This window comes from Streptomyces rapamycinicus NRRL 5491, from assembly GCF_024298965.1.
In the GTDB taxonomy this organism is placed as follows: Bacteria; Actinomycetota; Actinomycetes; order Streptomycetales; family Streptomycetaceae; genus Streptomyces; species Streptomyces rapamycinicus.
Genome location: NZ_CP085193.1, coordinates 7,205,414 through 7,230,286 on the forward strand (window position 1 = coordinate 7,205,414; position 24,873 = coordinate 7,230,286).

26 protein-coding genes, 1 other RNA gene and 2 pseudogenes are annotated in these 24,873 nt (G+C 71.5%); 12 read left to right on the plus strand and 17 right to left on the minus strand.

The window, feature by feature from the left end; all coding sequences use genetic code 11:
• Window positions 1-54: 54 nt before the first annotated feature.
• Window positions 55-425: a transfer-messenger RNA gene (gene ssrA / locus LIV37_RS30255) on the plus strand.
• Here the strand turns inward: ssrA and LIV37_RS30260 are convergent.
• The 4 genes and pseudogenes from LIV37_RS30260 to LIV37_RS30275 form a co-directional block, all read right to left on the minus strand.
• The gene (locus LIV37_RS30260; protein WP_309471173.1) at window positions 424-837 is read right to left on the minus strand and encodes a methyltransferase domain-containing protein; all 414 of its coding nucleotides are present in this window, start codon (window positions 835-837) and stop codon (window positions 424-426) included. The genes ssrA and LIV37_RS30260 overlap by 2 nt on opposite strands.
• A gap of 253 nt (window positions 838-1,090) precedes the next feature.
• Window positions 1,091-1,534 carry an NUDIX domain-containing protein gene (locus LIV37_RS30265; protein WP_309471174.1) on the minus strand — a complete coding sequence of 148 codons (444 nt, stop codon included), beginning with the start codon at window positions 1,532-1,534 and terminating at the stop codon, window positions 1,091-1,093.
• A gap of 9 nt (window positions 1,535-1,543) precedes the next feature.
• Window positions 1,544-1,735: pseudogene (locus LIV37_RS30270) on the minus strand (adenosylhomocysteinase); the annotation flags it as partial.
• Between the two features lie 134 nt (window positions 1,736-1,869).
• Entirely contained in the window at window positions 1,870-2,337 is a 468-nt protein-coding gene (locus LIV37_RS30275) for an ATP-binding protein (RefSeq protein ID WP_020870890.1), read from the minus strand.
• A 219-nt stretch (window positions 2,338-2,556) separates the two neighbouring features.
• On the opposite strand from LIV37_RS30275, the gene LIV37_RS30280 reads away from it, so the two are divergent.
• Complete coding sequence (locus tag LIV37_RS30280; RefSeq protein WP_148717789.1) at window positions 2,557-3,792, plus strand: NsdA family TPR-like regulatory protein; 1,236 nt, start codon at window positions 2,557-2,559, stop codon at window positions 3,790-3,792.
• A complete protein-coding gene (locus LIV37_RS30285) occupies window positions 3,789-4,331 on the plus strand; it encodes a GNAT family N-acetyltransferase (protein WP_020870892.1) in 543 nt (180 codons plus the stop codon). The genes LIV37_RS30280 and LIV37_RS30285 overlap by 4 nt, the downstream gene beginning before the upstream one ends.
• Before the next feature lie 45 nt (window positions 4,332-4,376).
• On the opposite strand, the pseudogene LIV37_RS52670 reads toward LIV37_RS30285, so the two are convergent.
• Together LIV37_RS52670 and LIV37_RS30290 are read right to left on the minus strand one after the other, a co-directional pair.
• Window positions 4,377-4,637 (minus strand): annotated as a pseudogene (locus tag LIV37_RS52670) (effector-associated constant component EACC1); the annotation flags it as partial.
• A gap of 458 nt (window positions 4,638-5,095) precedes the next feature.
• Window positions 5,096-6,022 carry a zinc-binding dehydrogenase gene (locus LIV37_RS30290; RefSeq protein WP_020870893.1) on the minus strand — a complete coding sequence of 309 codons (927 nt, stop codon included), beginning with the start codon at window positions 6,020-6,022 and terminating at the stop codon, window positions 5,096-5,098.
• Between the two features lie 99 nt (window positions 6,023-6,121).
• Here LIV37_RS30290 and LIV37_RS30295 point away from each other — a divergent pair, with 99 nt between their 5' ends.
• Window positions 6,122-6,808: a TetR/AcrR family transcriptional regulator gene (locus LIV37_RS30295; protein WP_020870894.1), complete on the plus strand. Its 687-nt coding sequence runs from the start codon at window positions 6,122-6,124 to the stop codon at window positions 6,806-6,808.
• Window positions 6,809-6,836: 28 nt separating this feature from the next.
• Here the strand turns inward: LIV37_RS30295 and LIV37_RS30300 are convergent, their stop codons facing one another.
• Window positions 6,837-7,238, minus strand: coding sequence for a DUF3592 domain-containing protein (locus LIV37_RS30300; protein WP_020870895.1), 402 nt, complete (start codon window positions 7,236-7,238; stop codon window positions 6,837-6,839).
• A gap of 131 nt (window positions 7,239-7,369) precedes the next feature.
• Here LIV37_RS30300 and dacB point away from each other — a divergent pair, with 131 nt between their 5' ends.
• The gene (dacB, locus tag LIV37_RS30305) at window positions 7,370-8,956 is read left to right on the plus strand and encodes a D-alanyl-D-alanine carboxypeptidase/D-alanyl-D-alanine endopeptidase (protein WP_121824330.1); all 1,587 of its coding nucleotides are present in this window, start codon (window positions 7,370-7,372) and stop codon (window positions 8,954-8,956) included.
• 9 nt (window positions 8,957-8,965) lie between these two features.
• Here the strand turns inward: dacB and yicI are convergent, their stop codons facing one another.
• The 5 genes from yicI to LIV37_RS30330 all read right to left on the minus strand — a co-directional run bounded on the left by yicI (window position 8,966) and on the right by LIV37_RS30330 (window position 15,349).
• Window positions 8,966-11,230, minus strand: a complete 2,265-nt coding sequence (gene yicI, locus LIV37_RS30310) for an alpha-xylosidase (RefSeq protein WP_020870897.1) — start codon at window positions 11,228-11,230, stop codon at window positions 8,966-8,968.
• A gap of 13 nt (window positions 11,231-11,243) precedes the next feature.
• Complete coding sequence (locus LIV37_RS30315; protein ID WP_121825177.1) at window positions 11,244-12,008, minus strand: carbohydrate ABC transporter permease; 765 nt, start codon at window positions 12,006-12,008, stop codon at window positions 11,244-11,246.
• A gap of 71 nt (window positions 12,009-12,079) precedes the next feature.
• A complete protein-coding gene (locus tag LIV37_RS30320; protein WP_020870899.1) occupies window positions 12,080-12,994 on the minus strand; it encodes a carbohydrate ABC transporter permease in 915 nt (304 codons plus the stop codon).
• Between the two features lie 7 nt (window positions 12,995-13,001).
• Window positions 13,002-14,306: an ABC transporter substrate-binding protein gene (locus LIV37_RS30325; protein ID WP_121824329.1), complete on the minus strand. Its 1,305-nt coding sequence runs from the start codon at window positions 14,304-14,306 to the stop codon at window positions 13,002-13,004.
• A 149-nt stretch (window positions 14,307-14,455) separates the two neighbouring features.
• Window positions 14,456-15,349, minus strand: coding sequence for a LysR family transcriptional regulator (locus tag LIV37_RS30330; RefSeq protein ID WP_020870901.1), 894 nt, complete (start codon window positions 15,347-15,349; stop codon window positions 14,456-14,458).
• A gap of 93 nt (window positions 15,350-15,442) precedes the next feature.
• On the opposite strand from LIV37_RS30330, the gene LIV37_RS30335 reads away from it, so the two are divergent.
• The gene (locus tag LIV37_RS30335) at window positions 15,443-16,294 is read left to right on the plus strand and encodes an alpha/beta hydrolase (RefSeq protein WP_020870902.1); all 852 of its coding nucleotides are present in this window, start codon (window positions 15,443-15,445) and stop codon (window positions 16,292-16,294) included.
• Here LIV37_RS30335 and LIV37_RS51825 read toward each other — a convergent pair.
• From LIV37_RS51825 to LIV37_RS30350, 3 genes are all read right to left on the minus strand, one after another.
• On the minus strand, window positions 16,289-16,723 hold the full coding sequence (locus tag LIV37_RS51825) for an MFS transporter (protein WP_274596670.1): 435 nt from the start codon (window positions 16,721-16,723) through the stop codon (window positions 16,289-16,291). The two genes, LIV37_RS30335 and LIV37_RS51825, sit on opposite strands and share 6 nt — an antisense overlap.
• A complete protein-coding gene (locus tag LIV37_RS30345) occupies window positions 16,644-16,820 on the minus strand; it encodes a hypothetical protein (RefSeq protein ID WP_020870905.1) in 177 nt (58 codons plus the stop codon). The genes LIV37_RS51825 and LIV37_RS30345 overlap by 80 nt, the downstream gene beginning before the upstream one ends.
• 71 nt (window positions 16,821-16,891) lie before the next feature.
• Complete coding sequence (locus LIV37_RS30350) at window positions 16,892-17,248, minus strand: hypothetical protein (protein WP_121824327.1); 357 nt, start codon at window positions 17,246-17,248, stop codon at window positions 16,892-16,894.
• A 430-nt stretch (window positions 17,249-17,678) separates the two neighbouring features.
• Between LIV37_RS30350 and LIV37_RS30355 the strand changes: the two genes are divergently transcribed.
• A complete protein-coding gene (locus LIV37_RS30355; protein WP_020870907.1) occupies window positions 17,679-18,647 on the plus strand; it encodes a LysR family transcriptional regulator in 969 nt (322 codons plus the stop codon).
• On the opposite strand, the gene LIV37_RS30360 is transcribed toward LIV37_RS30355, so the two are convergent.
• Both LIV37_RS30360 and LIV37_RS30365 read right to left on the minus strand, forming a co-directional pair.
• Entirely contained in the window at window positions 18,637-18,924 is a 288-nt protein-coding gene (locus LIV37_RS30360) for a hypothetical protein (RefSeq protein WP_020870908.1), read from the minus strand. The two genes, LIV37_RS30355 and LIV37_RS30360, sit on opposite strands and share 11 nt — an antisense overlap.
• On the minus strand, window positions 18,921-19,283 hold the full coding sequence (locus LIV37_RS30365) for a DUF6247 family protein (RefSeq protein ID WP_020870909.1): 363 nt from the start codon (window positions 19,281-19,283) through the stop codon (window positions 18,921-18,923). The genes LIV37_RS30360 and LIV37_RS30365 overlap by 4 nt, the downstream gene beginning before the upstream one ends.
• A gap of 260 nt (window positions 19,284-19,543) precedes the next feature.
• Here LIV37_RS30365 and LIV37_RS30370 point away from each other — a divergent pair, with 260 nt between their 5' ends.
• From LIV37_RS30370 to LIV37_RS30390, 5 genes are all read left to right on the plus strand, one after another.
• Window positions 19,544-20,944, plus strand: a complete 1,401-nt coding sequence (locus LIV37_RS30370; protein WP_020870910.1) for a nitrate/nitrite transporter — start codon at window positions 19,544-19,546, stop codon at window positions 20,942-20,944.
• 300 nt (window positions 20,945-21,244) lie between these two features.
• Window positions 21,245-22,411, plus strand: coding sequence for a uroporphyrinogen-III synthase (locus tag LIV37_RS30375; protein ID WP_020870911.1), 1,167 nt, complete (start codon window positions 21,245-21,247; stop codon window positions 22,409-22,411).
• Between the two features lie 251 nt (window positions 22,412-22,662).
• Entirely contained in the window at window positions 22,663-23,265 is a 603-nt protein-coding gene (locus tag LIV37_RS30380) for a CGNR zinc finger domain-containing protein (RefSeq protein WP_020870912.1), read from the plus strand.
• Window positions 23,266-23,537: 272 nt separating this feature from the next.
• Window positions 23,538-24,059, plus strand: a complete 522-nt coding sequence (locus LIV37_RS30385; RefSeq protein ID WP_020870913.1) for a sigma-70 family RNA polymerase sigma factor — start codon at window positions 23,538-23,540, stop codon at window positions 24,057-24,059.
• Window positions 24,056-24,820, plus strand: coding sequence for an anti-sigma factor family protein (locus LIV37_RS30390; RefSeq protein ID WP_020870914.1), 765 nt, complete (start codon window positions 24,056-24,058; stop codon window positions 24,818-24,820). The genes LIV37_RS30385 and LIV37_RS30390 overlap by 4 nt, the downstream gene beginning before the upstream one ends.
• Window positions 24,821-24,873 lie beyond the last annotated feature (53 nt).

Sequence of the window (24,873 nt, forward strand, 5' to 3'; positions counted from 1 at the left end):
ATGATGGCTCTGCGCCCCACCGAGGGCGTGGCACCACCTTTGAAAAATCCACATGGGGATGATCGGTTTCGACAGCGGCTGTCGAAGCAGGGGAAGCGAGCCGAGGAAGCGGCAATGATCTCGTTAACCATATGTCGCAACCAATAATCGCCAACACCAAGCGCGATTCCTTCGCCCTCGCTGCCTAAGTAGCGACTTTGCGAAGTGTCAGCCCGGGGCTGTTCCCGACCCGGATCCTGGCATCGACTAGGGAACTAAACCACTAGACCCGGTCACGGGGTGTAGTGGGAAATCAAACAGTGACTGAGCCCGTCGGAGACTTGTCCGCGTGATCTCCGGGGCCGAGAAAATCACAGCGGACTGCGCTCGGAGAAGCCCTGATTCCGCACCGTTGGACGCGGGTTCGATTCCCGCCATCTCCACTCATCCCATGTACGACGAAGGGCCCCGCCACCACGGCGGGGCCCTTCGTCGCGTCTGCGGCCCGTGATCAGCCGAGCCGGTGTTCCCAACGCAGTGCGGGCCGGTCGCCGATCCAGTACGTGTGCGAGCGGGGGGGGTGACACGGAGCCGTACGGTGCCGATGCCGGGACGTTCGGCGTCCTGCCAGGCGGTGAGCGTCCGCTCGATGTCGTCCCACAGCGCCACCGGACCGCCTTGCCGGACGGTCCAGCCGGAGCCGATCTCGGCGAACGCGGCGAAGGACTCGCGGTCGGCGTCGATGACGTAGAGCTGCCGGTGGCCATCGCTCCCCGTGGCACGTACGAGCTGGGCGCGGGGCGCGGCGAGCTGGGCGAGGAAGGCGGGCATCCACTCCTCCAGCAGCGTCGGCGCCACCTTCGCCGGTCTGGCGTACCCAGGTATGGGGGACGCGGTGTACCGCACAGGTGGCGATCACCCGAACCAGCGACTTGGGGGGGCGGGTTCGGGGTCGGCGGCCTCGCTGAGGCGGAGGCCGGAGGGGCGGAGGGCTGTCAGGGCCAAGGTCCCGGTCAGCGCAAGGCGGCGCGGACGTGGTTCCTCAGCCGCTCGTCGCTGATGGTGTCCAGGCTCCGCCATGCGAAGCCGCTGACCTCCTCGGCCTGCAAGGTCACGTCGCTGCCAGTAGTGGTGCGGAACAGGTAGCGGAAGTCGAAGTGCTGGTGGTCGGGCTCGCCCTTGGCGTCGTTGGCCGGGATGGGGTGTACGTCGACGTGCACCGGGACGGGGGAGAGCGGGGCGATACCAGTACTGATGCCGGTCTCCTCGCCAGTTCCCGTAGGGCGGCCCCCATGAGGTCGGCGTCGTCGGCCTCCAGGTGGCCGCCGGGCAGTAGCCACTTGCCGAGCGCCAGATGCTCGATGAACAGGGCCTGCCCGTCGTCGTCGATCAGGACGGCCCCGGCAGTGGCGTGGCCCCGGAATTCCTTCCGGCTGGTGAGGTCGGCGCCGCTGTCCAGCAGATCGAGAACGGGTGCGAGGGTCGTCTTCTCCTCGGGGTGGGCGCTGATGTAGTCGCCGATGACGGCGCGGATCTGGTCGGCCGTGATGGTCACGGGTCTCCCTTAGCGGTTGTAGTAGTTGAGCCAGGTCGCGGCGATGGTCGCACGGTCCTCGGACGGCACCTCGTGCATGCCCGGGGCGAGGTCTCCCCGCGCCAGCATGCGGAGGGCGGCCAGTATCTCGGCCTGTACGAGGAAGATGAACGGGCCGACGCTGGCGCCGTGCAGAAAGTTGACGGCGTTGCCGTTGTTGAGGCAGGGGCCTGTGGGGTGGTGCGAGGGCCGCACCGGCAGGCGTGCGGGGCCTATGTGTGGGGTGGCGAGGTCATGGCGGTGGCGTGTGCCGTCGCTAAGGCGGACGGGGCTTCCGGTGTCGCACCGGTCGCCCGTCACGCCAGGTGACCCGGGGTGGCGCACTCGGCCCATACGCCCTTGCCCCACGGCTTGGGATCGATGCCCCACCGGGAGGAGATGGCCTCCACCACGGCCATGCCGCGTCCGGACTCGGCCGTTTCCGTCGACTGGACGACGCGGGGGACGGAGCGGGACCGGTCGAACGTCGAGATTCGTACCAGGTGATCGCTGGGGCGTTCGACCTTGAGGCGGAAGCAGCCGCGCTGCTCGGGGTCGGGGATATGGCGGGTGGCGTGCCGGATCGCGTTGGTGGCCAGCTCTGAGGCGATCAAGCGGGCGTCGTCCACCAGGTCCTCCAGCCCCCAGGCCCGCAGGGTCGCGGCGACCGATAGGCGCGCGATGCCTACGGACTCCTCGGCGCACGGGAGCGACTGGGTGTAGGTCGGATGGCCTGTGCCAGTGGGTGTGAGCGGTGAGGGCTTGCTGGTCATCATCGTGGTCATCTCGTCGGCATTCTGGTGAGTGGGCCAGGCGGCGTGGTGACCCCGGGGAACGGGCTGCTCGTGTGGACGGCCTGGCGCTGCATGACACCCAGTCAACGCTCGGGAGCGCTCCGTGTTTAGGGCATGTGCAAGCCGCCCTGCCCGCATGCACCCGGACCTTTTTGCCTGCCCTTGACCAAGTTCCTTGGTGGGCTGTGCGTGCGTGTCTACCGTGGAAGCATGGGGAACCAAGCCCTCCAAATGGCCCTGGACGATGCTGGATTAACGCAGGAGAAGTTGGCTGAGGCGGTGAACAAGGCCATCGAGCGGGTGACCGGAAGACCCGGCCGGATCGGTGACCGGGTGGTGCGGCGGTGGCTGAGCGGACAGACCCGCTGGCCCCACGAACTCCAGCGCCGCGCCCTCACGATGACACTGGGCCGGGCACCGGTCGAGCTGGGATTCGTTCCCCCGTCGGGCCCTCTCCCCGCCGCCCCTCCGGAGGACAACGTGAACCGCCGCCAGGCCCTCGCCACGGGAGCCGCGCTGGGAGCGGCCGTGACCGCACCGGCTCCCGCCACGCCTTACCACGTCGGCATGGGCGACGTACGGGCCCTGCAAGGCCGCTTCGCCAAACTCATCGCCGCCGACCACAAGAAGGGCGGGGACGAGCAGACCGAGGCCGCTGCCCTGGCCCTGGCGGATGAAGCCGTTGCCCTGCGCCAGCGTGGTTCGTGTTCCCAGCGCGTCAGGCACGCCCTGTACGCCACGGCCGCCGCCTGCGTGTCCAGCGCCGTGTGGGCCGCCACCGACGGGCGTCGTTTCGACGCGGCCCTACGGCATCATGAGCGGGCGGCCAGCCTTGCCCAGGAGTCCGGCGATCAGGCCATCCTGTTCCGCGTCTGGTCCCACAAGGGCAGTCTCTACCGCCACCTGGGCCGACCGGCCGATGCCCTCGACGCCAACGATGTCGCCCGGCGCCTGTCCATCACCCGCCGTGACTCGCTCTTCGCCTCCCTCGGCCACGCCCGGCACGCCGCGATCCTCGGCCTGACGCGGGACAAGGCCGGTGTGGATCGCGCCCTGGGCTGTGCCCGGGAAGCGATGGTCCGAGCCGATCCGGGCGAGCGACGGCCGCTGTGGCTGACCGCGTTCTACGACGAAGCCGAAGTGCACAGCCTTGCCACCACCGCGTACCTGGCCGCCGGGCGAGGGGCCGAGGCGGAGGCGCACGCCCATGTCTCCCTCACCCTGTTCCGCCCCCATCTCGTCCGCTCCCGGGCCATCACGACCGCCCGCCTGGCCCGCGCCCAGCTCGGGCAGGGCGAGGCGGAGCGGGCCGTGGCCACCGCTGCCTCCATTGACGTGGAGCACCCCCGGGTACGGTCCATGCTCGACTCGTTCACCCGTGACCTTCGCCGGATCTCGCCCGGACCTGTCTACGACTTGTGGGAGCAGCAGTGGAAGACGGCGTGAGTCTCGTCCGGATCGGGGACGTGGAGTCCGTGTGGGATGACCTCGTCGGGATCTACAAGGAGTGCTGGGCGCACAAGCTTCATCTGCCGCACTATGCCCCGGAGGCGTTCGGGGAGCGGCTGCGGCGGCATGCCGGTGAACCGGGGTGGGAGGCCGTGGTGGCGTATGACTCAGGTGAGCCGTTCGGCTACCTCTACGCTAACCGGCTCACCGGAGCGGACGACCGCTGGTGGGGCCGTACGCGCCCGGAGCCTGAGCCGGGCATCGCGAGCGCTTCGACCGTCGCGGTGAAAGAGATGATGGTCCGCCAGCAGTGGCGCAGGCAGGGGACCGCCTGCCAATTGCATGACGTGCTCCTGGCCGGGCGGCCCGAGACGCAGGTCTCATTGATGGTGAACCCTTTGAACCAGGACGGGAGGGTGCAGGCCCTGTACGCCTCGTGGGGGTACGCGGTGGTGGGCACCGCCCAGTCCTCGCCGGAGGCGCCGGTCCTGACGGTCATGGTGCGCCCGGTGCGGCCCGAGGTGGCCGCCGGGTAGCACCATTCCCTCCAGCGGATCTGCCTGCCGCATGACGGTCCGGCTCCCGCGGCGGGTCTGCAACCAGGTCACCACCGCCCCGGCCAGCACGGTGGCGACACCGCCGGGTTCCAGCAGGGCGAGGACCACGTCCGTCCCGGTGCCCATGGCGCCCGGCGGCGGGGCGTCGCCGGTGGCTCTGCGCACTCTGCCCCGCAGCGCGGGCTGCCTGGCCAGCCAGCGGCGCAGATGTGGCCTGTTTCGCGTAGCTTGTCCCCGGGATGGTAGTGGCGACCGTGTCGGGAGGGAGAGCCCTGATTGCGCCAATACGGCATCGTCCGGAGCGCGGTCCGGTGGGGCGGCCCCTCCGAAAACGCTTGATCTGGAGCAACTACCTTGTCAAGGGTTTTCGAGAAAGGTACCCCCTGCGGCGTCGAGCGCGACGGTGGACCGTCCAGGCATGGCGGTGGATGCGGAGTCCGGCGGTCCGGCGACGGGCCTCGCCCCCCCCGCACACGGATGCCGCCGCCGGCGGTCGCTCCCACCGGCCCGGCGGTCGGCGGTCGCCCCCACGCCCCCGCCCCCTGTCCCGCTGCTCAATCGCGCGAAGCGCGCGAGACGGCGCCGCACCCGGCCAACGCGCCGCACCCGACCGATGCGGCACCCCCGGCCGAGGCGGCCGGTCGGGCGAGGTGCGTCGGCCGTCTCGTCGGCCAGGTTTCGCGGACCCCGCTGGTGCACCGCGCCATCCGCCGCGTAGGCGCGGCCCGGGGGCGGGGACGACCTCAGCCGATGTCCAGGACCGCCTTGCCGTGGAGGCGGCGGTCCAGGAGGGCGGTGACGGCCTGCTCGGCTTGGTCCCAGCTGCCGCGCCAGGTGATCTGGGGGTCGAGGTCGCCCGTCGCGACGCGCTCCGCGAGCCAGCCGAGGTCCGTGCCGATGTCGGGGCGGTCGAGGAGGTAGAAGGTGACGATGGAACGGTTGTGGCGGCCGTCGTTTCCGTAGAGGGCGCCGAACGGGAAGGTCTCGGGCTGGCCCGTCACATGGCCGACGGATACCAGGGTGCCGTGCGCGGCGAGCTTGTCGTACGCGGTCACCAGCTGCGGTCCGCCGACCATGTCCACCACTCCGTGCACCGGCTCGCCGACCTCCTCCGGCCCCGCGATCACCTCATGCGCGCCCAGCGCCCGTAGGTCGTCGCCGTGGGCGGTGGGGTCGCCGGTGGTGGCGATGACGTGGGCGCCGCCGAGCCGGGCGAGCTGGACGGCGTAGCGGCCGACCCCGCCGGTGGCGCCCGTGACCAGGATGCGCCGGCCGAGGGTGTCGCCGATCCGGCGCAGGGCGCGCAGGGCGCTGCCGCCCGCGACCGGGATGGTGCTGATGGCGCCGGGGTCGGCACCGGCGGGCGGGACGCCGAGCATTCCGGTGTCCACCGCGCGCAGCTCGGCCCAGCCGCCGTCCGTGCCCAGGGTGACGACTGGGGTTCCGGCGGCCGGTCCGGAGCCGTCGGCGGCGGCGCGCTCGACCACTCCGGCGGCGTCCCAGCCCAGCACGGTGCCGTCGGGGGCCTCGGTCCGGTGGGCGACCTCGCCGTAGTTGAGGGAGGTGGCGGTCACCCGGACCAGCGCCTGGTGGGGGGCGGGTTCGGGGTCGGCGGCCGTGCCGAGGCGGAGGCCGGAGGGGGAGGAGTGGTCAACGAGCAGCGCGCGCATGGCGGTTCGCCTTTCCGGTGAATGATGGCGACATCATTTATGCCACTGAGTGGCAAACGCGTGCAAGTGGCGTCATCGATGACGGCTACACTTTTCGCCGTGACTGCCGCTCCCAACTCCTCACTGCGCGAACGCAAGAAGCGGCGCACCCGTCAGACGCTGATAGACACCGCTCTGGAGCTGTTCACCCGGCGCGGCTTCGGCGGGGTGACGCTGGACGAGCTGTGCGAGGAGGTGGAGGTCTCCAAGCGCACCTTCTTCCGCACGTTCACCAGCAAGGAAGACGTCGCGATGGCCCCCGACCAGGACCTGTGGCGGGCCTTCCTGGAGGAGCTGGAGACCGCGGACCCGGCCGCCGGGCTGCCGGTGGTGGAGCTGGGGCGGGACGCGCTGCTGGCCGCGCTGGCGCGGATGGACGACGAGGGCTGGGCCCGCCGGATGCTGCTCAGCCGGCGGCTGGCCGAGCGGACGCCTTCGATGGGCGCGCACGGTTTGCAGTTCTGCGAGGCCACCACGCAGGAGGCGCTGGGGATCCTGCACCGCCGGTTCGGCCTCGGCGCGCCGGGCGACCTCCGGCCGCGGCTGGCGGTGGACATGCTGGTCGCCGCGTTCCACGGGGCGCTGGCGAGCTGGGTGGCACAGGCCGAAGAGGCCCACGGGGCGGGCCGGGCCGAACCGCCCGCCGCCGGGGAACTGGCCGACCGCCTTCGCGAGGCCGTCGCCGCCCTTCCCGCGAGCCTCGCCCTGACGGCAGCGTCCGGTGGGGACGGCGGGGACGGCGGTTGACGTCCGGGCTCTGGGCCGAGAGCGATGGTCAGCTGAAGGCGATCACCAGGCCGAAGCCGAGGAAGATCGTGCCGATCAGGGTCAGGACCACCGCCGGGCCGAGTATGTGGCGTCGCATCCATACCCGGGCCTTCTGCGACTCGCCCGGGAGGTACAACACGTCCACCCTCCGGCCGGTCGCCAGCCCCAAGCCGACGCCCTGGACCGCGGTCGTGAACTCCACCATGTAGCCCTGGTGGTCGTGGAACCGGATGACCGGGGTCTGGGTCGTGCCTCGGTCCCGGCGGTTCACGATGTTGGCGACCACCACCCCCTCCGTACGGACCCCGTCGCGGCGCAGCCGTCGCACCAGCTGGGTGTCGCGCCAGGCGAAGACGTAGAGCAACAGGCCGACCGCGACGCACAGCAGATCGGCTCCGGGCATGGCCATCGGTGGGCCGCCTCTCGTCGTGTCCGAGTGTCCGAATCTCTGTCCGCCATAGGAGACGCGATGATCCGGAGCTTCGGTTGCCGCCCGCGCGCTCTGTCGCGAAATGGTGGCGTGCGGGATCCTCCCGTGACATGAGCAGACCCCTGAACCGTCGTGTGAGCGGCTGGATCTGGCCCCTCGTCATCCCTCTCGTCATCGGACTCGCCTTCACCCTTACCTGGAGCTCACCGGCAGGTGCGGACGCCTCCCGCGCCGGGATCGGCGACGCCATCGACACCATCCTCGCCGACCCCCTGCTGAAGGGCGGCGCGGCCGGGGTCGTGGTCGCCGACGCCGACTCCGGTGCCATGCTCTACCGGCACCGGCCCGACGACCGGCTGATGCCCGCCTCCAACACCAAGCTGTTCACCTCGGCCGCCGCCATGGGGGTGCTCGGCCCCGGCCACCGCTTCCGCACCGATGTGCTGACCGACGGCGCCCGCCGCGGGCACACCCTCCGGGGCGATCTCTACCTCCGCGGCACCGGCGACCCCACGATGCTCGCCGGGGACTACGACCGCCTGGCGAAGGGCGTCGCCGACGCGGGGATCACCAAGGTCAGCGGGCGGCTGATCGCCGATGACACCCGGTTCGACGCCCAGCGGGCGGGCCGCTCCTGGGCCGCCGACGACGAGTCCTCGTACTACGCGGCGCAGATCTCCGCGCTGACCCTCGCCCCCGACACCGACTACGACGCGGGCAGCGTCATCGTGGAGGTGACCCCGGGCGCGGCGACCGGCGACCGGCCGAAGGTCACCGTCACGCCGCCGAACGCGTACGTACGGATCGACAACCGCGCGACCACCGGAAGCGGCAGCCTCACCATCGAGCGGCAGCACGGCTCCAACACCATCACCGTCAACGGGGCCCTTCCGGCCGGGGCGGCGACCGCCAAGGAGTGGGTCAGCGTGTGGGAGCCCACCGGCTACGCCACCTCGGTCTTCGCCGACGCCCTCGAACGGCACGGCGTCCGCGTCGCCGGGCCCACCCGGCTGGGCAGGGCCGCCCCGGCGGGCGCCCGCACCCTCGCCGCGCACCGCTCCATGCCGCTGAAGGATCTGCTCATCCCCTTCATGAAGCTGTCCAACAACATCCACGCCGAGGCGCTCACCAAGGCCATCGGCTACGAGACGGCCGGGCGCGGCACCTGGGACGCGGGGCTCGCCGCCATCGCCGACTGGCTGAAGAAGCGGGGCGTGGACAGCGGCACGGTGCGCCAGGTGGACGGCTCGGGGCTGTCCCGGATGGACAACATCGCGGCCGGGCGCCTCACCGAACTGCTGCTGTCGGTGCGCGACGAGCCCTGGTACGCCGACTGGTACGCCTCGCTGCCGGTGGCCTGCGCCCCGGACCGGTTCGTGGGCGGCACCCTGCGTACGCGGATGTGCTCCACCCCGGCGGCCGGGAACGCGCGCGGCAAGACCGGCTCCCTGACCGGCGCATCGGCGCTCTCCGGCTATGTCACCGACGCGGACGGCAGGGAGCTGGTCTACAGCGTCGTCCTCAACAACTACCTCGCCGCGTCCGTGAAGAACCTGGAGGACGCGATCGTGGTGACGCTCGCGAAGTCCGGCGAGGGCCATGCGGAGGCGGTGCGGCCCCGTGCCGTACGGGGTGCCACGGACGCCTCGGCCGACGCCGGACGCGAGTGCTCCTGGGCCAAGCCCCGGCGCTGCTGATCGGCAGAGTCAGAGCGGCACCGTCAGCACCGCCGTCCCCGCCGCCGCCTCCGCGGACGGGCCGCCGGCCACCTCAAGCCGCCATGGCGCCGGGGTGCCGGTGGCCTCCGCGCGCAGTACCGCCCCGTCCCGGACGACGGTGAAGGTGGCGGCCGTCGTGCCGTCCGGGCGCGGCACCCGCACCGTGACCGGGTCCGCCGCCGGTTCGTACACCCGCAGCGTGATCCCGTCCGCCCAGTCGGCGTCGGGGCGGTCGTCGGCCGCCCCGAACGGGATCACCGCGCCGGGGCGGGCCAGCAGCGGGACGCTGCGGAAGCCGTGGGTCTCGCGCACCCAGCGCGGGCCGCGCACCGTCCGCCCGCTGGGCACATGCGTCCAGACGCCCTCCGGTACGTAGTACGTCACCTCGCCCTCGTCGTCGAAGACCGGGGCGACCAGCAGATCCCCGCCGAGCATGTACTGCCGCTCGAGACCCGCGCACCCGGGGTCGTCCGGGAACTCCAGGACCATGGCCCGCATCACCGGGACGCCCTCGGTGTGCGCCTGCCGCGCCGCCTCGTACAGATACGGCATCAGCCGCAGCTTCAGCCGGGTGAAGTGGCGCAGCACCTCGACCGACTCCTCGTCGAAGAGCCACGGCACCCGGTAGGAGGACGAGCCGTGCAGCCTGCTGTGCGAGGACAGCAGCCCGAAGGCGATCCACCGCTTGAACAGGGCCGGGTCCGGGGTGCCCTCGAAGCCGCCGATGTCATGGCTCCAGAAGCCGAAGCCGGAGAGACCCAGCGAGAGCCCGCCGCGCAGCGATTCGGCCATCGCCTCGTAGGTGGACTCGCAGTCGCCGCCCCAGTGCACCGGGAACCGCTGGCCACCGGCCGTGGCCGAGCGCGCGAAGACCACCGCCTCGCCCTCGCCGCGCCGCTCGCTCAGCGCCTCGTGGACGGTGCGGTTGTAGAGGTGGGTGTAGTAGTTGTGCATCCGCTCGGGGTCGGAGCCGTCCGCGTAGACCACGTCCAGCGGCACCCGCTCGCCGAAGTCGGTCTTGAAGCAGTCCACGCCCATGTCCAGCAGCGCGGTCAGCTTGGCCGCGTACCAGGCGCGGGCGTCGGGGCTGGTGAAGTCCACCAGCGCCATGCCCGGCTGCCACAGGTCCCACTGCCACACCGAGCCGTCCGGCCGCTTCAGCAGATGCCCGGCCGCCTTGCCCTCGGCGAACAGCGGGGAGCGCTGGCCGATGTACGGATTGATCCAGACGGAGATCTTCAGCCCCCGTTCGCGCAGCCGCCGCAGCATGCCCTCCGGATCGGGGAAGACCCGCGGGTCCCAGGTGAAGTCGCACCACTGGTACTCGCGCATCCAGAAGCAGTCGAAGTGGAAGACGGACAGCGGCAGCGCTCGCTCCGCCATGCCGTCGACGAAGCCGCTGACCGTCTCCTCGTCGTAGGAGGTGGTGAAGGAGGTGGACAGCCACAGCCCGAAGGACCACGCGGGCGGCAGCGCGGGGCGGCCGGTGAGCGCGGTGTAGCGGCGCAGGATCTCCTTCGGGGTGGGCCCGTGGATGACGTAGTACGTGAGCTCCTGGTCCTCGGCGCTGAACTGGATCCGGGACACCGCCTCCGAGCCGACCTCGAAGGAGACCCGGCCCGGGTGGTCCACGAAGACGCCGTAGCCCGCGTCGGTGAGGAGGAACGGGACGTTCTTGTACGCCTGCTCGGTGGCGGTGCCGCCGTCGGCGTTCCAGACGTCCACGGCCTGGCCGTTCCTCACCAGCGGGCCGAAGCGCTCGCCGAGGCCGTAGACGGCGGTGCCGACCCGCAGCGCGAGCCGTTCGCGCAGGTGGTGGTGGCCGTCGGCGGTCTCCATGATGCCCATGTCCTTGACGCCGCTGCTGGTGAGCGTGTGCCCGGCGGCCTCGAAGTCCATCCGCCAGGACCCGGTGCGGGCGAAGCGCACCGAGAGCGCGCCCGAGGTGAGCCGGGCCTCCCCGTCGTCGCGGCTCACCTCGGCGTCGTGCGTCTCGCGGGCGATGTCGAACGACGGGCCGCGCGCCACCCCGCCCGCGAAGTGGGTGATCCGGACGGCGATCACATCGGGCATGGGGGCGGTGCAGGTCAGGGTGAGGGCGGGGCCCTTGAGCAGATCGCCTCGGTGGCCTACGGGATGGGTGGGGGCGTGGACGGTGAGGGTGCCGGGGGCGGTCTCCACGTCGAGCACCCCCTGGGGGTACGCGGCGTGGACGCCCTCGCGCAGTCTCCAGTAGCCGTCGCTGAACTTCATGCGGCCCTCCTCGTCATTTGACCGCGCCCATGGCGATGCCACGGGTCAGGGTCCGCTGGAAGATCAGGAAGAAGCAGAACGCGGGGAGCACCCCCAGCAGGGCGGCCGCGTTGGTCATGGTGGCGTCCATCAGCCGCTGGCCCTGGAGGACGCCGAGCGCAACCGAGACCGTCTGGTTGTCGTTGGAGATCAGCATCACCAGGGGCAGCAGGAACTCGTTCCAGGTCCAGATGAAGAAGAAGACCAGCAGGACTCCGATGGTGGGGCGGCTGACCGGCACCACGACCCGCCACAGCACCTGCCATTTGGTGGCGCCGTCGATCCGGGCCGCCTCGATGACCTCCTTGGGGAAGGCGCCGAGCACGGAGGAGAGCAGATAGGTGCCGAAGGCCGACTGGATCACGGTGAAGACGATGATCACGCTCAGCCGGGTGTCGTACAGGCCCACCTGCTTGGACAGGTAGTAGACGGGGTAGACCAGGGCCTCCTGCGGCAACATGTTGGCCAGCACGAAGAAGGCCAGCACCCAGGGGCGGCCCCTGACCCGCCCGATGCCGATCGCATACGCGTTGAGCACCGAAAGCAGCGCGGCGAGCACCGCCACCGAGCCGGAGATCAGCGCGGAGTTGAACAGCTTCCGGCCGAAGTCGACCCGCTGCCAGAAGTCCCTCAGGCCGTCGAGGTGGATCCCCTCGGGCAGGCTCAGCGGGCCGTTCGCGGAGTAGTCGGCGGGCGATTTCACGGCGTTGAGGGCCACCACGAGGAACGGCAGCACCATGAGCGCGGCGGCCACGGTCAGCGCGGCCAGCACCGGAAAGCGGGCCGGGGCCTGGTGTCGTTTGAGGGCGTTCACTGGTCCTCCGCCCGGGTTTGCAGGCGCAATGCCGCCAGGGCCAGCGCCAGGATGATCACGGTGAGGGCGGTGGAGACCGCGGAGCCGTAGCCCACCTGCGTCTTCTCGAAGAAGGACTGGAAGGAGAAGTACGAGGGGACATTGGTGGCCCCGCCCGGCCCGCCCTTGGTGAGCACGTACACCGCGCCGAAGACCTTGAGCGCCGCGATGGTGCACCACAGCAGCACGACATAGATCTCCGGGCGGATCTGCGGCAGCGTCACGTGCCAGAACCGCCGCCACCACGAGGCCCCGTCCAGCTCCGCCGCCTCGTGCAGGGACGGATCGGCGCGCTGCAGCCCCGCCATGAAGACCACCAGCGGAAAGCCGAGCTGGACCCACACCATCACGGCCATCACGCTGTAGAGCGCGAAGTCCGGGTCGCCCAGCCAGTCCTGGCGCAGCGAGCCGAGGCCGACGGCGCCCAGCGCCTCGTTGAGCGCGCCGTTCTCCGGGGCCAGGATCCAGCTCCAGACGATTCCGGCCACCGCGATCGGCAGCACCTGCGGCAGATAGAAGCAGGCGCGCAGCACGCTCGCGGTGCGGGTGCCGATGTGTTTGGCGATGTAGTCGAAGAGCGCGGCGGCCAGCACCAGGCCGAGGGCGGTGGGGAGCACCGCCATCGCCACCACCATGGCCAGGCTGTGCCGGAAGGACTCCCAGAAGGCGGAGTCGTCCAGCAGCTCGCGGTAGTTGGCGAGCCCGGCCCACTTGGGGCTGCCCACGCCCTGCCAGTGGGTGAGGCTGATCCCGGTGTTCATCAGGAACGGGACGACGATGACGGCGAGGAAGGCCAGCGCGCCGGGGAGCAGGAACAGGGCGTACGGATATTCGCGGCGCCCGCGGCGGACGCCGTGGCCGTGGGAGCTCATCGGGAGCTCATCCCTTCGGCGCGCCCGCGTCGTACGCCTTCTTCAGCGCGTCCAGATAAGCGTCGGGCCCGGCGCTGCCGGTGATCAGCTTCTGGGTTTCGGAGACGAGGACGTCGTAGAAGCCGGGGACCGGCCAGTCGGGGTAGAAGGCCAGGCCGTCGCCGTCGGCGTAGGTGGTGAAGTCCTTGATCAGGGCCTTGGACTTGGGGTCGGTGATCGCCGAGGGGTCGGCGGCCACGGGCACCCCGCCGTTGTCGCCGAGGGTGTTCTGGATGCCCTTCTTCATCGTGATGTCGATGAAGTCGTAGGCGAGTTCCTTGTTCTTGGCGCCCTTGGGGACGACCCAGAGATTGCCGCCGGAGCCGAGGGTGAGCTTGGAGCCGGGGAAGGGGAAGGTGCCCCACTCGTCCTTCATCTCGGACTTGAAGCGGCCGAACCACCAGCTGCCGGAGAAGAACATCGGATACTTTCCCGCGATGAAGGCCGCGCCCGCGTCCTCGGCCTTGGCGCCGCTCGAACTCTTGGCGATATAGCCCTTCTTCACCCAGTCGGCGAAGGTGGTGGCGCCATAGGTCCAGGCGGCGTCGTGGAAGTCCGGCTTGCCCTGGTACTGCTCGTAGGCGTCCACCCAGGAGCGGTCGGCCTTGGAGAGGGCGAGCTGGTAGACGTACTGGTGGGCGGGGTATTCGGCGCCCGCGCTGGCCAGTGGGGTGACGCCCTTGTCCTTGAACGCTTTCAGGGCGGCGGTGAATTCGGCGAAGGTGGCCGGGACCTTGACGTGGTGCTTGGTGAAGAGGGTCTTGTTGTAGAAGACCATGGTGTATTCGGCGTAGTTGGGGATCCCGTACCAGTTGCCGGAGCCCATCAGGCCCTGGGCGTCGTAGCGGCTGGTGGTGCGCACGCCGGGGCTGAGCGGCTTGTCCCAGCCGCGCTTGGTGACCTCGGGGGTGAGGTCGGTGAGCAGGCCCTGTTTGGAGAGCAGCCCGGTGGTGGCGTTGCCCTTGTTGTACTCCATCAGATCGGGCGCGTCACCGGAGTTGAGGACCATCGAGGCGGTCTTCTGGATCTGTTCGAAGCCCTTCTCCTCGACCTTCACCGTGACGCCCGGATGGCTCTTCTTGAACTCCTCGATGGCCTGCTTCCAGGCGATGCCCATGGCGCTGTTGGGCGCCTCGTAGTGCCAGAGTTTGAGCGATTTGCCGTCCCCGGCCTCGTCCCCGCTGTCCCCGCAACCCGCTATGACCAGGGATGTCGCGAGCGCGGCCGCGATGAGGGCCACCGTTCGTTTCGTCCGTTTCCGTGCCGCCAACATCCGCTGCCTCCGGGTTGGTTGGAAGGAAGGGCGCATGTGCAACGTTCGTCGAAGCGCTTCGATGGGGAGAGGTATACGAGGGGTGATAGAGATATGTCAATGCCGTTGACAAAACGGGCTTACCCGGAAGCGCGGAAGCGGCGGGGGCCTCAGCCCTTGTGGACCTGGCGCACCGTACGGAGGAAGGCGCCCAGGACGCTCGGGACCGGGCCGAAGCGGTGGGCGAGGTGGAACTCCAGCCCGGCGGCGGCCGGTTCCAGCGGCAGCAGGGCCACCCCCACATGCCGGAAGCGCCGCATCCCCGCCGGTCCGATGCCGATGCCGAGCCCGCAGGCGACCAGCCCCAGCAGGGTGTGCAGATTGTGCGCCTCATGCGCGATCCGCGGCTCGACCCCGGCGGCGCGGCATACGGTCAGCGCCACATCGGCGGCGGCGGGCTCGGCCTGCCGCGAGGAGAGGATCAGCGGCTCGCCGTCCAGCGCCCGTACGGGCACGGCCGCGGCGCCGGTCAGCGGATGGCCGGACGGCACCGCCGCCACCAGGGTCTCCTGGGCCAGCGGCAGGCTGGTCAGCCGCCGCCGGGCGGCCGTGGGCGGCGGGCCGCAGATGACCCCGGCGTCCAGGCTGCCGTCCAGCAGCGCCTCGATCTGCCGGGCGCTGGGGAGTTCTCGCAGCTCCAGCCGGACCTGCGGGCGGCGGGCCCGGAAGGCGGTGAGCACCTCGGGCAGCACGGCGGCCAGCGCGGTGCCGAGGAAGCCGATGGCGAGCGAACCGGTCTCGCCCCGCCCGGCGTCGGCCGCGTCCCGTACGGCGAGGTCGAGATGGTCCAGCACCTGCCGGGCCCGGGCCAGGAACGCCTCACCCGCGGCGGTGGGCCGCACCCCGTGCCCGGTGCGGTCGAAGAGCCGTACGCCCAGCTCGGTCTCCAGCGCCTTGATCTGCTGGGACAGCGGGGGCTGCCGGATGCCCAGCGCGGCGGCGGCGCGGCCGAAGTGGGCGTGCTCGGCGAGGGCGAGCGCGTAGCGGAGATGGCGCAGCTCCATAAGGGCCAAGCCTATATCTGCTCGCGAATAATCCCTTCACGTCTCATATATCAAAGAGGAAAGCATCGTCACACTGGTGCTCGACTGCCCCACATGAGCGAAACACGAGAACACCGCGAGACGACGATCGAAGGCGTACGGCTGCACTGGGTGCGGGCGGCGGGGCCGGGGACCCCCGTCGTGCTGCTCCACGGCTGGCCGCAGACCTGGTACGCCTGGCGCAAGGTGATCCCCGAACTCGCCCGCCACCACGAGGTGTTCGCGGTGGACCTGCCGGGCCTGGGCGACTCGGGCTCCTCCCCGCACGGCCACGGGGTCCGGATCGCCGCCGACCTGCTCGACGCCTGGCGCGCCGAGCTGGGCCTGGACCGGGTCCATGTCGTCGGCCACGACCTGGGCGGTCCCATCGGCTATGCGTGGGCCGCCGCCCACCCCGCCCGGGTCCGCAGCTTCACCCTGCTCGCCGTGCCACTGCACGGCTTCGGGCTGAGCGAACTGATCGCCCGCGCCGGGCTCTGGCACTTCGGCTTCTTCTCGGTGCCCGGCCTCGCGGAGGAGCTGGCGGAGGGCCGGGAGCGGATCCTGCTGGAGCACTTCTACGGGCACGCCCTGGAGACCGGGGCCATCCGCCCCGCCGACGTCGACACCTATCTGCGCACCTACACCCGCCCGGGGCGGCTGGCCAACGGCTTCGCGTACTACCGCAACGCCCCCGCCGACACCGCCGCCCTCGCCGAACTCGCCCGCACCCCGCTCCCGATGCCCACCCTGGCCGTCGGCTGTGGCCGGGCCGGTGGCCCGGCCCCCGTCCACAGCCTCGGCCAGGTCGCCCCGGCGACCCGCGGCGCCGTGATCGACGACAGCGGCCACTTCCTCCCCGAGGAACGCCCCGGCCCCCTGCTGTCCCTGCTCGAACCGTTCCTGGCGGAGGCCGACGCGTCATGACCGCCCGCTCGGATCGGGCACCGCACCGTAGCGGGGCCGCAGCCGATCCCGCCCCGCCCAGGCGATGGCGAAGGCGAGGGCGGCCGCCGTCGCCGGGGTGAGGTAGGCGGAGGTGGAGCCCAGGTGGTCCACCGTCCAGCCGCCGGCCGCGGCACCCGTGGAGATGCCGATGAGCAGACCGGTGTAGACGGTGGTCATCCCCTCGTTGAGGCGGGCGGCCGGGATCAGCCGGTGGACCAGGGTCATACCGGTGATCATCGTGGGGGCCGTGGCCATGCTCGCCAGGAAGAGCAGCGGGGCGAGGGCGGCGAGGCTGTGGGCGGTCCCTGCCGCTTTGGCGCTCGGGTGATCACCAAGCAGTGATCTGCGGCAGGTAGACGCGCTCGTGCCGGGGAACCACCTGGCAGAGGAACATACCGCCGGGCACAAGAACGTTCTCACCGCGCGGCGACGGCCGCTGGTACGCCGGACCGTCCAGGTACGAGGCGGCCGCCGCGCGGACCAGCTCGTCCGCCTTCTTCTCCACTTCGGCGATCAGAGAGGGCGGGGCGCCGCTCGCGACGTGGTCTTCGCTGGGGTCGTACTACCAGGCCCAGCTCACGCGGTGGCCTCTCGGGCCTCGTTCACCACGGCCAGGAGTTCGTCCATGGCGGCCCGCCAGGCCGGGTCGTCCTTGCCGAGAGTGTGCACCGCGTGTTCGGCGTTACGCCGTCGTGCGGCCAGGTCGGGGCGGCGCTCGATCTCCACCTCGCCGGCCCAGATGGGCAGCCATTGGCGGATGGGGCCGAGGTTGTTGTGTTCGGCTGCCAGGGCGAACGCCTCGTTCTTCTGGGTTTCCATCTCGCCCAGTCGATGGGGAGCTACGCGGGCGAGCGCGAGGCGCAGCGATTCGGGAGTGCGCTCCGGCCGGGGGATGAGGCCCCCCGTGGGCGGCTCCATAGGGTGTGCGCTCATACGGTCCTCCGGGCTGTTCGGTGTCCGTATGCACCGTACTGGCCATGAAGGCACCCGGGCGGCGAGCGGCGGCTTGTATGACGAATCCGGCCGATGGCAGGGGACTCGCGCCGATCGGGGGCATCAGCGTCGCGCCGACCGGGACCCGTGTGGTTGGGGTGTCGGCTCGGCCACGCGGGTGCGGTTCCAGGCCCGCAGTCGTCGGACGAAGGTCGCGAGGGTGGTGAGCGGGGAGCGGCGGGGTGGCGGGGTGGTGCCGGAGTGGGAGGGGCGGGGGACGACGGGTCGGGAGGCGAGGAAGAGGATCACGCCACTACGGTCCCGGGCCCGGCCGGGGGCGGTCCAACACCTGATCGGGGGCCGTTCACGCATCTCCGTTGTCAATGCCGGCCGGGTGAGGACCGGGCGTCGCGTCGGTCACCATGTGCGAGTGAACCGGGACATCGAACCGCGCCTGCTGCGCGCCTTCACCGCCGTCGCCGACGAGCTGCACTTCACCCGCGCCGCCGCCCGCCTCTACGTCGCCCAGCAGGCCCTCAGCCGCGATATCCGGCGCCTGGAGCGGGAGTTGGGCGCGGAGCTGTTCGTCCGTACCACCCGCCAGGTCGCCCTCACGGCCGCGGGCGAACGGCTGCTGCCGTACGCCCGGCGGGTGCTCCAGGCCCAGGACGACCTGGCGGCGGCCTTCAGCGGGGCCGAGCGCCGCCCGCTGCTGGTGGACGTGAGCGCCCCGGTGAGCACCGGAAGCCAGGTGCTGGCGGAGGCGCGGCGCCGGATCGGCCCCGAGACCGAACTGGTGGCCCGCTTCCACAGCGGGCTGGCCGGGGCCGCCGCCGAACTCCTCGCCGGACGCCTGGACGTCTCCTTCGGCCGGGCCCGCGGCCTCGACCCCGCCGTGCTCGCCCGGCTGGACCACCGGCTGATCCGCCACGAGCGCATCGCCGTGGTCCTGCGCGAGGACCACCCGCTGGCCCGGCTGGAGGAGATCCCGCTGTCCGCGCTCACGGGCGAGACCCTGTACGCGGCGGCGGGCAACGACACCACTACCGAGTGGACGGACCTGGCCGCCCAGCTCTTCGCGGGGCGCGGGATCGCGATGGCGGAGCCGTTCCCGGAGATCGACGGGGACGAGGAGTTCATCCGGGTGGTGACCAAGCGCCGCTGGTCGGTGCTGGCCAGCGAGGTGTTCACCCAGCTCCCCGGCGCGGTGCTGCGCCCCCTCACCGAGCCCGTTCCGCTCTCACCGGTCTCCATCGTGTGGCGCAAGGGCCTCACCCACCCCGGCCTGGACGCCCTCCACGCCGCGGCCCGCGCGTTCGCCACCGCGTCCGGCTGGCTCCACCGCCCACCGGGCGCGTGGCTGCCGCAGCCTGAGGCGGGCGTGTTGATCAGAGATTGACGCGGTTGATGTAGACGCGCATGCGATGCGGAATCACCTGGTACCAGACGAGCATCGTCTCGACGCTGTACGTGCGCAGGCGATGGGGTTCGGGGTCGTCGTCGAGGAGACCGTCCGGGCCGAGCCCCTGGGCCGCGAGGTCGGCCAGAGCGCTGCCGATCACCTCGACCGCGCACCGGTCCGTGTCCTTCATGCCGCCGACGACCCACTCGGCGTCGGGGTTGTACTCCCAGGCCCAGCCGGCGGTGTCCTCGACGCCTTCGCCCCGTGTGTTCACCTGGCGGCCCCGGTCTCGGCGGACGCCTCGCGGAGGATGCGGGCGATGGTCTGCTGCGCGGCCCGGAACTCCTCTTCCGTGGCCCGGGGATCGCCGGTGACGCGCTCCGCCTCGCGCATGGCATGGAACCTTCCGGGGTGGCGTTCGATCGCGACGACGGTCGCCCACTTCTCGAGGAACAGTCGCATCGGCGTGGTGGAGGCGGTCTGAACGGCGCGGTCGAACGCCTCGCCCAGCTCGCGGTCGAACTCCGCGGTGCGCGCGAGGTCGAGCCGTTTGACCGCTTCCCGCAAGGCGTCCCGCGTCATCGGTGGCTGCGGGATGACGGGCACATGCGGGTGATCCGGCTGGCTGCTCATGCGATCCTCCGGCGGGGCGGGGCGGGGCGGGCGGTGCACCGCGTACGGTACCGGGCGATACCTCGCGTCGCGTATGCGATGGGCACGGCTCCACCGGATGAGGGAGTCCCCGGGGCGCGGGACCCGGGCCCCGGGAATCCCCCTCACCGCCACCCGGCTCCCCGGGTGAGAGCAAGGTTTCGTCCGCGTCACCTGCCGCCACAGCCCGGAAATCCGCCGTCCCTACCGTCTGTAGCCACACCGAGAACTGTGGAGGCGTGATGACTGCCCCGACCACCATCGCCGCGCGCAAGGGGGGCCGCTGGATCGAGCAGTGGGACCCGGAGGACGAGAGGTTCTGGAGGGAGCGGGGCGAGCGGATCGCCGCCCGGAACCTGGTCTTCTCCATCCTCTCCGAGCACATCGGGTTCTCGATCTGGAGCCTGTGGTCGGTGATGGTGCTGTTCATGGGGCCGGAGTACGGGGTCGACCCGGCCGGGAAGTTCTTCCTGGTCGCGATGCCCACTCTGGTGGGCGGGGTGCTGCGGGTGCCGTACACCTTCGCCGTCGCGCGGTTCGGCGGGCGCAACTGGACGATCGTCAGCGCGGGGATGCTGCTCGTGCCCGCGATCACCGCCGCCGTGGTGATGGAGCCCGGGACCTCGTACACCACGTTCATGGTGGTCGCGGCGCTCACCGGGGTCGGCGGCGGCAACTTCGCCTCGTCCATGACCAACATCAACTCCTTCTACCCGCTGCGCAGGAAGGGCTGGGCGCTCGGCCTCAACGCGGGCGGCGGCAACATCGGCGTCCCCGTGATCCAACTGGTCGGGCTGCTGGTGATAGGCACCGCCGGAGCGGCCCATCCGCGGCTCGTGCTCGCCGTCTACATCCCGCTGATCGTCGTCGCGGCGGCGCTCTCGGCGCTGTTCATGGACAACCTGGCGCCGGTGCGCAACGACGCCGGGGCGGCCAAGGAGGCGGCGCGGGACGCCCACACCTGGATCATGTCGCTGCTCTACATCGGCACCTTCGGCTCGTTCATCGGCTACAGCTTCGCCTTCGGTCTCGTGCTGCAGAACCAGTTCGACCGCACCCCGCTCCAGGCCGCCTCGCTCACCTTCATCGGCCCGCTGCTCGGATCGCTCATCCGGCCCGTCGGCGGCCGGCTCGCCGATGCCCACGGCGGTGCGAAGATCACGCTGTGGACCTTCGCCGCCATGGCCGCCGCGACCGTCGTGGTCGTCTACGCCTCCGCGCAGAAGTCGCTGTCCGTCTTCCTGATCGGCTTCATCGCCCTCTTCGTCCTCAGCGGGCTCGGCAACGGCTCCACCTTCAAGATGATCCCCGGCATCTTCCAGGCGAAGGCCGTGGCCCGCGGTCTGACCGGCGAGGAGGCCGCGGCCTACGGGCGGCGGCTGTCGGGCGCGGCGATGGGACTGATCGGGGCGGTCGGCGCGCTCGGCGGGCTCGGGATCAATCTCGCCTTCCGGGAGTCGTTCGCGGGCGCCCACTCCGGGACCCCCGCCTTCGTCTCCTTCCTCGGCTTCTACGCGGTGTGCTCCGTGGTCACCTGGGCCGTATACCTCCGTGGCGCCCGCCGCCCGGCCGCGGTGTCCGCCGCGCAGGCGGGTGCGCATGATCCGCGGTCGGAGCGGCAGCCCGCCTACGCGGACGTCTGAGCGGGCCGCCGAGCGGTCCGCCGAGCGGGGTCCGAGCGGGGTCCGAGGGGGTCGAAGGGCGGGGCCCGAGCGCGCCGCAGGGCGGGCTCGGGCGGCCTCCGGGCGGGCGTCCCGGCGGTTCGGGGCGTACGGTCGGCCGGTGGGACCCGTACGGTCGGCCGGGGAAGCTCCCGGCCGGCCACTCCGTTACGCCTGGGAAACCTCCGTGAACCGCCACCGACACGGGACGGCGACAGGATGCGGAACCGAAGGCGCCCAAACACGAGTGAATCGGGAGACCGGAAGATCGGGACGAGAGCCATGCACCGAGAACAGACCGGAGCCGCGGGCGACGAGACGCCCGTCGGCCCTCTCGCCGGATTCACCGTGGGAGTCACCGCCGCGCGCCGCGCGGATGAGCTCGGCGCCCTGCTGCGGCGCCGCGGCGCGGAGGTGATGCACGCGCCCGCGCTGCGGATCGTGCCACTGGCCGACGACTCCGAACTCCTCGCGGCCACGAAGCAGTTGATCGACAGCGCACCGGATGTCGTGGTCGCCACCACCGCCATCGGCTTCCGTGGCTGGGTCGAGGCCGCCGACGGCTGGGGCCTGGGCGACGCCCTGCTCGACCGGCTGAGCGAGGTGCGGCTGCTGGCCCGCGGGCCCAAGGTGCGCGGGGCGATCCGGGCCGCCGGGCTCACCGAGGAGTGGTACCCGGCCTCCGAGTCGATGGCCGAGGTGCTCGAGCGGCTGCTGGAAGAGGGCGTCGAGGGCCACCGCATCGCCGTCCAGCTGCACGGCGAGCCGCTGCCCGGCTTCGTCGAGTCGCTGCGGGCCGGGGGAGCGGAGGTGGTCGGGGTGCCGGTCTACCGCTGGATGCCACCGGAGGACATCGGACCGGTGGACCGGCTGCTGGACGCGACGGTGGCCCGCGCCCTGGACGCCGTCACCTTCACGAGTGCGCCCGCCGCCGCGAGCCTGCTGGACCGGGCGGAGCGGCGCGGAATGCGCGACGAGCTGCTGGACGCGCTCCGCCATGATGTGCTGCCCGCGTGTGTCGGACCGGTCACCGCGCTACCACTGGAGGCCCACGACATTCCCACCTCCCAGCCCGAACGGTTCAGGCTCGGGCCGCTGGTGCAGCTGCTGACCGCGGAACTCCCCGGGCGGGTGCGGCCGTTGCCGGTCGCCGGGCGGTGGCTGGAGATCCGCGGCCACGCGGTGGTCGTGGACGGGGAGCTGCGTACGGTGCCGCCCGCCGGGATGGCGTTGCTGCGGGCCCTGGCCCGCCGGCCCGGCTGGGTCGTGGCGCGGTCGGAGCTTTTGCGGTCGTTGCCGGGGGCTGGGCGCGATGAGCATGCGGTGGAGACGGCGATGGCTCGGCTGCGGACGGCTCTTGGCTCGCCCAAGCTGATCCAGACGGTGGTCAAGCGGGGGTATCGGCTGGCGCTCGATCCGTCGGCCGACACGAAGTACGCGGACGTGTAGCTGTTCTGTTGCCGGGGCTCCGCCCCGGGCCCCGGCGGGGCTCCGCCCCGGGCCCCGGCGGGGCTCCGCCCCGGGCCCCGGCGGGGCTCCGCCCCGGACCCCGCTCCTCAAACGCCGGAGGGGCTGGGGTTCCGCCGGAGGGGCTGGGGGTTCCTCCGGAGGGGCTGGGTTGAAGGGGTTACGGGTAACACGCGGGGCGGGCACTCTGAAGGGTGACCGGATCGGGCCTTCCCCGAAGGGGTGACGGGAACATGGCGTCGGCGTCGGCCTACGACCTGCGGTTCGACTCGGGGCGGATCTGCCTGGACCTGGTGGCCACGGTCGGCGGCCGGCTCAGCGAGGCGCCCGTCGAGCGGCTCGGCGGGGTGGAGCCCCTCAGGGCGTGGCTGCTGGGCGCCGGGCTGGTGCCCGGTGGCACCTCGCTCGAGGCCGTGGACCACCGCTGGCTCATCCGCTTCCGGGCCGCTCGTGACCTGCTGCACCGCATCGTCCACACCGAGGTCGAGGGCCATGCCGCGGCCGCCGATCTGGAGCGGATGAACGCGCTGGCCGCCACCGCCCCGCCCGCCCTGCGCGCCGTACGGACCTCCGACGGCGCCCTGGTCGGCGCCCTCGCCGGGAAGGCGGACTGCGGTGCGCTGCTCTCCCAGATCGCCCGGGACGCGGTGCAGCTGCTCACCGACCCGGTGGCGCGCGGGCAGTTGCGGCGCTGTGAGGGGGAGACCTGCTCGCTGGTCTACCTGGACACCTCGCGCGGCCGCCGCAGGCGCTGGTGCTCCAGCGAAGTCTGTGGAAACCGCGAGCGGGTTGCCCGTCACCGCCGCCGGGTAAACCCGAGCATCAGCAAAGCATGAGCGATATTCAGTCATGACCCGGACACCACCCGGACATGACGCAGGCCCCGGATGGGGGGACCGGGGCCTGCGGGGCGGATTTGGGGAGGGAGCCCTTCCTGGCAGCCGGCGCCCGCCCGGCGTCGGCCTTACTCGGACTCAAGTACGCACCGCACAGCGGGAGATGTTCAGTCCGGGAATGGGATGTACATCACACGGTGGTCGATGAACGGCGAGCGTTTCCAGCCCGTACCCCCCTCGACCCGGCGGCTTGCGTACGCAAAGATGCCCTCGTGACCGAGAGGACGACACCGGACGACGCGCTCATGCGCGCGCTCTACGCGGAGCACGCAGGCCCGCTTCTCGCCTTCGTCCTGCGCCTGGTCGCGGGCGACCGGCACCGCGCCGAGGACGTGGTCCAGGAGACCCTCCTGCGCGCCTGGCGCAACGCCGACCAACTGCGGCGCTCCGGAGGATCGGTACGACCCTGGCTGGTGACCGTGGCCCGCCGCATCGTCATCGACGGCCACCGCCAACGCCGCGCACGTCCCCACGAAGTGGACGCGGCGCCGCTCCATGTGATGCCCGCCGCGGACGACATCGACCGCGCATTGCGCCAGATGACCATCTCTGACGCGTTGAATGACCTCACCGACGCACATAGAGCGGCGCTCGTAGAGACATACTTCAAGGGACGGACGGTGAGTGAGGCGGCCGAAGTGCTGGGCGTTCCCGCCGGGACGGTGAGGTCCCGGGTCTTCTACGCGCTGCGCTCCCTGAAGCTCTCGCTCGAGGAACGGGGGGTCACGGCATGATGCCGGCAGCGGACGACCAGCAGCACACCGCGGTCGGCGCCTATGCGCTCGGGGTGCTCGACCCCGCCGACGCGGCGCGCTTCGAGGACCACCTCATCGGGTGCGAGCGGTGCGCCGCCGAGCTCGACGAGCTGATGGGCCTCCCGCCGCTGCTGGCCGAGTACGCCACCGCCGCCGACGGCACCGCGCTCCCGGATCCGGCGGTGGTCACCGCCCGCCCGGGGCCCGAACTGCTCGACCGGCTGATGGACGACGTCGCGGTGAGTCGCAAGGCCTCCGGCAGACGGCGTCTCTTCCTCGTCGCCGCGGCCGCCGTCCTCATCGTCGGCGGTCCGCTCGCGGGAGCGGCCATCACCGCGAGCTCCGACGACGGCGGGGGCAAGGACCAGGTGGTGGCCTCCTCCTCCAAGCAGGTGTACGACCAGGGTGAGAAGTTCAGCTCGGTCGACCCCGTCACCAAGGTGGACGCCTCCGTCTCGCTCCAGCAGAAGGGGTGGGGCACCTCCGTCGCCCTCAAGCTGGGCAACCTGAAGGGGCCGCGCACCTGTGACCTGGTCGCCATCGGCAAGGACGGCCACGAGGAGACCATCACCACCTGGGCCGTGCCCACCTCGGGCTACGGCGTCAAGGACGGGGACGGCTCCCGCTGGAGCAAGGAGCCGCTCTACGCCCAGGGCGGGGCCGCCATGAACACCGACGACATCGAGCGGTTCGAGGTCCGCACCCTGGACGGCCAGCGCCTGGCCCAGGTCAGGCTCTGAGAAACCGCTCCCCTTCAGGTGTACGGTTGACGGCTGCCCTTAAGAACACAGAA

Coding starts and splice junctions, on each gene's coding strand:
- LIV37_RS30280 (WP_148717789.1), top strand. CDS start 2,557: ATGGGGAACCAAGCCCTCCAAATGGCCCTGGACGATGCTGGATTAACG.
- yicI (WP_020870897.1), bottom strand. CDS start 11,230: ATGAAGTTCAGCGACGGCTACTGGAGACTGCGCGAGGGCGTCCACGCC.
- LIV37_RS30375 (WP_020870911.1), top strand. CDS start 21,245: ATGCACCGAGAACAGACCGGAGCCGCGGGCGACGAGACGCCCGTCGGC.
- LIV37_RS30320 (WP_020870899.1), bottom strand. CDS start 12,994: ATGAGCTCCCACGGCCACGGCGTCCGCCGCGGGCGCCGCGAATATCCG.
- LIV37_RS30330 (WP_020870901.1), bottom strand. CDS start 15,349: ATGGAGCTGCGCCATCTCCGCTACGCGCTCGCCCTCGCCGAGCACGCC.
- LIV37_RS30350 (WP_121824327.1), bottom strand. CDS start 17,248: ATGAGCGCACACCCTATGGAGCCGCCCACGGGGGGCCTCATCCCCCGG.
- LIV37_RS30315 (WP_121825177.1), bottom strand. CDS start 12,008: ATGGTGCTGCCGTTCCTCGTGGTGGCCCTCAACGCCGTGAAATCGCCC.
- LIV37_RS30380 (WP_020870912.1), top strand. CDS start 22,663: ATGGCGTCGGCGTCGGCCTACGACCTGCGGTTCGACTCGGGGCGGATC.
- LIV37_RS30275 (WP_020870890.1), bottom strand. CDS start 2,337: ATGACCACGATGATGACCAGCAAGCCCTCACCGCTCACACCCACTGGC.
- LIV37_RS30365 (WP_020870909.1), bottom strand. CDS start 19,283: ATGAGCAGCCAGCCGGATCACCCGCATGTGCCCGTCATCCCGCAGCCA.
- LIV37_RS30370 (WP_020870910.1), top strand. CDS start 19,544: ATGACTGCCCCGACCACCATCGCCGCGCGCAAGGGGGGCCGCTGGATC.
- LIV37_RS30335 (WP_020870902.1), top strand. CDS start 15,443: ATGAGCGAAACACGAGAACACCGCGAGACGACGATCGAAGGCGTACGG.
- LIV37_RS30390 (WP_020870914.1), top strand. CDS start 24,056: ATGATGCCGGCAGCGGACGACCAGCAGCACACCGCGGTCGGCGCCTAT.
- LIV37_RS30290 (WP_020870893.1), bottom strand. CDS start 6,022: ATGCGCGCGCTGCTCGTTGACCACTCCTCCCCCTCCGGCCTCCGCCTC.
- LIV37_RS30325 (WP_121824329.1), bottom strand. CDS start 14,306: ATGTTGGCGGCACGGAAACGGACGAAACGAACGGTGGCCCTCATCGCG.
- LIV37_RS30300 (WP_020870895.1), bottom strand. CDS start 7,238: ATGGCCATGCCCGGAGCCGATCTGCTGTGCGTCGCGGTCGGCCTGTTG.
- dacB (WP_121824330.1), top strand. CDS start 7,370: ATGAGCAGACCCCTGAACCGTCGTGTGAGCGGCTGGATCTGGCCCCTC.